Raw genomic sequence first — 6,735 nt, 5'->3', positions numbered from 1 at the left:
TAATAAACTTTTATAAACTTATTTTTTTATTATTTTAAAAATCTCTTTAGAATCATTAATCCTGATTAAGTAAACTCCACTAGGTAAATGTGATAACGTCAATTTATTATCTATAAACTTGCCACTCATTACCATTTGACCAGAAGTAGCATATATTTGATAATAATATACCTTTGATTCTTCACTGCTAATAAATAAATCATTTTCAACAGGGTTTGGATATAACTTTATTGCATTATTTTTAATAATTACATCCAACTCGGATTTAGATAAAGTATTATCGGCCATTCTTCCCGTCAAACTTGTGATTTGTAATTTTGGAACAGCTCCTTGTTGTAGTCCATTTTCATCAGTTTTTATCTTTACGCATCTACAACCAGCAGCAAAATAAGGATCATTATTATCATGTAATACAATAGTTCTGTTAGCGCTTGCAGCAACATCAAACCATACATTAATTGGACGCCCTCTATAATCAGAATTTAAAGCATCTGTCCAAATAAGAGGATATTGAAAATTAACTGTATTATATGTGCCTGAAGTTCCTCCATTTGCAGTCACACTCCTATATCCTCTTGTCCCCAGTTTAGGAAAATTTCCTATTTTATAATTTGTATTATTATACATATATCCAACCGTAGATGTTGTAGTAGCGTTTCTAACTCTACTTCCAAGATAATCTGTAGTAATACTATAAGCAGTAGCAGCTTTCAAATCCTTCTTATACCAAGGCGTTAGCCCAAAATCTTCATTTATATGATAGCCAGTAGCAATAAGTTCTGGTACCCTCCATCCTGCAGGACACGGATCAAAAATGGATTTATTATCTCCTCTACCCCATCGTTCGGGCATTAAATTAGGTTCAGTCGCAATCCAATCTGTACCATTTGTATAATTGGGAACAGCTGTATTATATACTGCCATAGTACTAGGAATCATATAAACTAAAGGTTTCTCTGCGGAATACTTCAATACTTTAGCCACTTTCTCAAACGGTTTATCAGAACTAATAACATTGGCATTTGATGCATTGGAATAGGTATTATAAGGTATTATATAATTCCCACCTAACGTATTATATGCAGCAGGTGTAAGTGTGGTATAAGACGTTAAACCTGCATCACTAGTAGTTCCCAAATACACATTACCGTTCGCCATATCATATGCATTTTGAAATGGAGGCAACGGATCTTTACTTCCCCATTGATATTGTAATCCTGTTGAAGCTTTAATTTGTGCGATTTCAGTTGCGTTTGGAGTTAAAGGGTTTGAAACATTTGGAAACGCATAAGTTGCGCCAAGATTACGATCCATGAACTCAGTTTTTAAAATCTGTCCTTTCTTCACATAGTTAACATAATTAGGAGCTGCACTATCTGGCAATTCTGTTGTATATAAATATGAAGATATCGGAGTATCTGTAATCCATACATGCCAGCTCCAATATATAGGATTTGTAATACTTCCATTATGAAGGGTAACTACCGCATTTCCACTTTGATTTGGCTTAATTGTAACCAAAATTTTAGAATTTGAAAGGGCTGATAGCGAACTGGGTGAAGGATTCTGAATAGTTACATTAGCAATCAAATTAGTGTTGGTTGTCCAAAGAACATTGGCTTTTAAATTATTAAAACTATTACTATTTAAAATAGCAGGATTATTTAGCAACTGACTTTGGACCGAAAATGCCTTAGTGACAGGAATTTCAATCATGAACGCAGCTGCATTCTTAACTTGCTGATAAGTATTTGGCAAATCTATCCCTTCAAGAAAATTGCTATTATCAACGAAAAACTCTGTAGGAAAATCATATAAACCAATATTGTATAGTGGGTCAGAAATACATCTACATCCAATTGCATCAGAAGTGACACCACCTGAACTAGGGTAATATTGAAACCTTCCTGTTATATTTGGCAAACTAGAATCAGGAACATCGGGCTGAGCCGCATCAGGGAGCATCAACATTGACCTCGCAGAAACAACTGGTGTTAAATCAAAATGCTTTGGCATTGTTGCTGTCCAAAGCCCCACATGATGCTGATCAGTATATTGTCCCGATTGAAAAAGTCGAAGAATGGCTCCCGTTCCAGGGAAAATACCCATATTAAAACCTCCTACTGATGAAAAATCCATGCCTATATTAGAATAAACTTTAATTCCTTGTAAAAAAGTCGGGGTATTGGAATCATTTGGCTTGATTATATGATAATTAGAGTTTACAAACGCTTGTTCTCCCATTGAACTCCTTGGACCATATGGAGAATAATCAATTCTTATATTATCTTCATAAGAAGGTGCGGGTGCGGCTAAATTAGCCACCAGCATAGATGGGATTCTCCAGCCGTTTGGACAAGGATCAAACGATGATTTATTTCTGTATGGAGAAGCAGCATTTTCTTCATTATAGCCGTAGTTTATTCTTCCTTTAGAATTGTCAGACCATAAATTAAGTTCTGATAATTTATCGTCTGAAAACATGGAACTCGTTCCAAACCAATTATATGGTAAATTAGCGTTATTGTAATAATAAGCTTGACCTGTATTATCATTTTTATTAACATATATTAGACTCAGAGGATTACTTACAGATAGTCGAATATTACTGGTTACATTTGCATTGTTTAAAAGAACAAATTTTCGAAACGAATCAAAACCTACCGCATTTGTCATATTTCTTGATCGACTATGCCTGACCCTGCCAATAGATCCAGATACCTCGTAGAAATCACCTCCCTTATAAACTAACGGAGGAATTGGGTCTTTTCTACCCCATTGGTAAAGTAATCCTCCATTTTTTATTCCTTGCGCTTCAGTAATTGTACTTGCCACTGCACCAAGATTCCTGTCCATCCATTGCCATTCTGTATCAGGAATAACTTCTAGTGTTCCATCAGGTTTTTCTCTTTTAACATTAAGGAAACTTTTATATGTTGATCCATTCGTAGGATTATCAGTTACCCAAACATGCCAAGACCAATATACCGTTCCGTTTACTTTGTAAGCAATTACAGCATTACCCTCTTTTGCTTTATTAATTGGAACTTTTATTTTTGCCGCTTCTCCACTACCAATAATTTCTAAAGCATAATTAGTCCCTGATTTTATTAACCCGTGATTGTCTTCCCAAAGCACGTCAGCAGTTATAGTTCCTACTGGTATAGGACTTCCTCCCATATATTGACCGCTATTCCACATCGCATAGGCTTTTTTTACAGGAATATAAAGACCATCACCATTAGTAGAATCTGTAGGATCAAAAACATAACTATTAGGTGCTTTTGTCCAATCCGTTGGAACAAAATCAGGAATCGCAGTGGTATTTATTGTGAAACAATTGCTAGAACATGCTGATCCTCCAGTCATCGTTGTATTGCCAAATATTCCTACATAATTAATAAATTTTGCAACCTCATTACCAATTTCCGCATTAGACAGAGCGTGATCTCCATATTGATCATTCCGAATAGCTCCCATTCCATAAATGGTAGCTTGAGATGTATTCGAAATAATAAAATCTTCTGAACCCGGACCTCTCATTCCTCCTCCTTGATCAGGAGGATAGCCAAAATAAGTTCCATTGGGATCATAATTGGTATGTCCAGTTACTTGAATATATGCCCCATTTTGTTTATAAATCCTAAGCCCTATTCTTTTGCTAGAAACCATTACAATTGGTTCTTGATCAGAAATTAAACTGGATAAACTTTGATTTATATAATTGTATAAATTAAATATTCTCGTCTGTAACGCACTTGGATTTCTAAAGTCATGATAACCTACACCATCTGTATCTACTGGCCATTGACTAAATTTCATTAAAAATCCCTGGGCAGAAAATTTACCTGCAATAACATATACAGGATCATTATAACTATACAAATATGGTATTGGTCTTGATGAGGTCTCGTTATAATTAACTTCTGGAGTACCGCCAAGAACGTCACTCAAAGTTCCTGAGTTTACAATCTTAACCGATTTTGCCCCATTAGTGTCAGTAATGAGAGTCGGTGTTTTGTAAATGGAAAAGACAACATTATCTTTTTTATTAAAGATATGAGTAGAGTTTACCCTGTCTTTAATTCCTGTCAAGTTACTTGAAGTGTCATATACCAAAGTTCCAGCTTTTTTTGGAGTAAGTAAAATAGTATATTTATTTTCATCCAATTCTTGAGAGCAAGTATTTATAACATAATCCCCCTGTTTGTAATGAGAAACTGTTTTACTCCAAGTTATAGATTGCCAATTAGAGATACTGGTATCAGAAACAATATCAACCTTTATTTCATATGTGGGATTAGAAGATGCTGGCAATTCGAATAGCGCTTCCAGATTGCCATTATAATCCTCCTGAGCCCCAAAACTATTACACCACACTTCAATCCAGTTTCCTGACGAACTCTTGTATTGAACACTTAATTTAATCACATCAGACGTAACAGGTTTTACAAAGTTGCCTCTAATCAAAACAACACCAGTCTCACTGGTATTTTGATTAACTACCACATTATCCATATTCCAAGAATAGGGAGGTGGAAGAAATTTACTCTCAATATTCAAATTTCCATGACTGGAAAAAAACAGTGAAAGTGTCGTGAAAAACATCACAAACAGAACTACTCTTTTCATAAGATTGTATTTTTTTATTTGTTCAATTAAGTTAAATACTTTTCTCTTACAAGAGTTAAAAAATTTAAAATAAATAATAAATAATAAATTCGCTTATTAAAAGGCAGGCTTAAGAGATAATTTTTACCAAACCTTTTATATCTAAGGATTTCGGTTTTTTTGATATTTCTTTCTATTATAAATTTATCTAATCTTGATTTCATCTTAAAATAAGTACCTTCGTCCTTCACAAAAGCTAAATACGCTAGAAAAGTATAAATACCTTCTAAAATTTGAAAATTTTTTAATTCGGTTTTTTTATTGGCATACTTTGAAGTTTTGAAAGCTACTTCAACATCTTCAACAGCATGCAAAATATCTAAACCTCGCTCTGTATGCGTTTTAGAAATTGAATCACTGCGCTCAAAATACTGGTAATAAAACTCCTGCGTTTGAGCTACTATATTGCACTGCAAGAGAAGCTGTGGAATAAGCTGGATATCTTCAAAATGGACCCCTTTTTTGAATCGATACTGCGTAAAAAGTTCTTTTTTAAATATTTTATTACAAGCAAAATAACTCAAATCAGAAAAAATAGAAAAATGCTGCTCTAAAACAATTTTTTCCGGCATGTTGGGAATTTGCGTCAATTTCTGAGTAACATTTCCGTTTTCATCAACTTTTTGAAGATTGCAAATAACCATTTCTGCGTCATGCTGTTTTGCTAATGCATACATATTTGCAAACATCTCTGACCTAACGTAGTCATCACTATCTACAAATCCAATATATTCACCTGAAGCATGGTCTAATCCAAAATTTCTTGCATCGCTTAATCCTCCATTCGATTTTAGATAAGCCTTAATTTTTTCGGGAAAATTTTGCGAAAATTCGTCAATTATAGTCTGCGATTTATCGGTACTACCATCGTTGACGATAATAATTTCTATATCTTCTAGTGTCTGACTTACCAACGACTGAAGACACTTTCTAAGGTATGCTTCTGTATTATAAACTGGGACAATTACCGATACTTTCTTCATCTATTTAAGAAAATTATGTAATCGTGTATTAAGAATCCCCTTTTTTGCCAATTCAAAATCACCAAGAGAGCATGGCAAACAGTTTTCTAGCTTTTCGTCACTACCAAAATACCACAAATTGGTAAATATATCTCGCTTAAAAGAATATTCCTGATTATTAATAAGAACTAGATAAGTCTCTAGTTTTCTGTCTTTAGGATGAGATTTCTGAATGTTAATTCCTTCTATTAGATACCAAATCATTTGAGCAAGGAGTTGATTGTTCACTTGCGTTTGGTTTTCAAAATCAAAATTAAAAATACCGACCGACTTCAAGTTTTCACTTAATCCTATTTCCTTCATATAGGCACATATTTCCCTTTTATTAAGCCCGTTAACCTGTGGATTGATAGAAAAGGGAAAACCATTGCTCTCAATCGAGTCGCAATTAACGGTAACAAGATGTGCTCTTCGGAAATACGGTTCTGTCTTTTCTGTAGAATTCATCATTTCGGAAAGCCTCAAGATATCAAAATCTACCTCCTTAATTAATTTTACAGAATCCATTTCATTCAGATGCTTTTGATATCCAAGCAAATGAAAATTTTTAATCGCAAAGTTTTTGGTACTGAAGATGCGAGGAAGATAATTTTTTTCTGAAATCTCTTCTCCTGTATTTTCCAGAGAAACAACGTTAGAAATCTGGGTATAGTTAGTATTCTTTTGATGAAAATTAATTGCAGAAAAAACCGAATAAGACAAATCGGTGCTTCCTCCAACAATCACAGGAATCGCATTTTTGTACAAACATAAAGAAACGATTTCTTCAACAATATAATGGGTATCCTGAAGTGTCTTCCCAGAAACAAGGTCTCCTAAATCAACAATCGGAATTTCGAAATCGAGCTGCGACAACTTATAAAACTCCCTTCTAATCGAATTAAAATTGATATCCCCTTTCTCTCGACCTGCTCCCCTTAATTCAGAAACAAAAATCAAAACAATTGAATTTTCAACCAAATCATTAAGAATCTTACTTCCCAATTGCCACTTCTCGGCTTCTATTTTAGGAGGGGGAATTATTACATCTTCTAAGTTCATA

Annotated in this window: 3 protein-coding genes; all 3 read right to left on the bottom strand. The window is 34.0% G+C overall.

Annotated features, from left to right (window positions below):
- Positions 1–18 precede the first annotated feature (18 nt).
- From AC4AGG_RS01290 to AC4AGG_RS01280, 3 genes are read right to left on the bottom strand one after another with little or no spacing between them, the layout of a single operon-like run.
- Positions 19–4,632: a T9SS type A sorting domain-containing protein gene (locus tag AC4AGG_RS01290; RefSeq protein WP_489770160.1), complete on the bottom strand. Its 4,614-nt coding sequence runs from the start codon at positions 4,630–4,632 to the stop codon at positions 19–21.
- Positions 4,633–4,658: 26 nt separating this feature from the next.
- On the bottom strand, positions 4,659–5,654 hold the full coding sequence (locus AC4AGG_RS01285) for a glycosyltransferase family 2 protein (protein ID WP_489770159.1): 996 nt from the start codon (positions 5,652–5,654) through the stop codon (positions 4,659–4,661).
- Entirely contained in the window at positions 5,655–6,734 is a 1,080-nt protein-coding gene (locus AC4AGG_RS01280) for a formimidoylglutamase (protein ID WP_489770158.1), read from the bottom strand.
- Position 6,735 lies beyond the last annotated feature (1 nt).

This window comes from Chryseobacterium sp. CG10_8 (genome assembly GCF_058117085.1).
This window is presented reverse-complemented; position numbering and strand designations above follow the sequence as displayed.

Excerpts from the sequence above, each read along its gene's own strand:
- AC4AGG_RS01290 (WP_489770160.1), bottom strand. The coding sequence starts at position 4,632 with ATGAAAAGAGTAGTTCTGTTTGTGATGTTTTTCACGACACTTTCACTG.
- AC4AGG_RS01285 (WP_489770159.1), bottom strand. The coding sequence starts at position 5,654 with ATGAAGAAAGTATCGGTAATTGTCCCAGTTTATAATACAGAAGCATAC.
- AC4AGG_RS01280 (WP_489770158.1), bottom strand. The coding sequence starts at position 6,734 with ATGAACTTAGAAGATGTAATAATTCCCCCTCCTAAAATAGAAGCCGAG.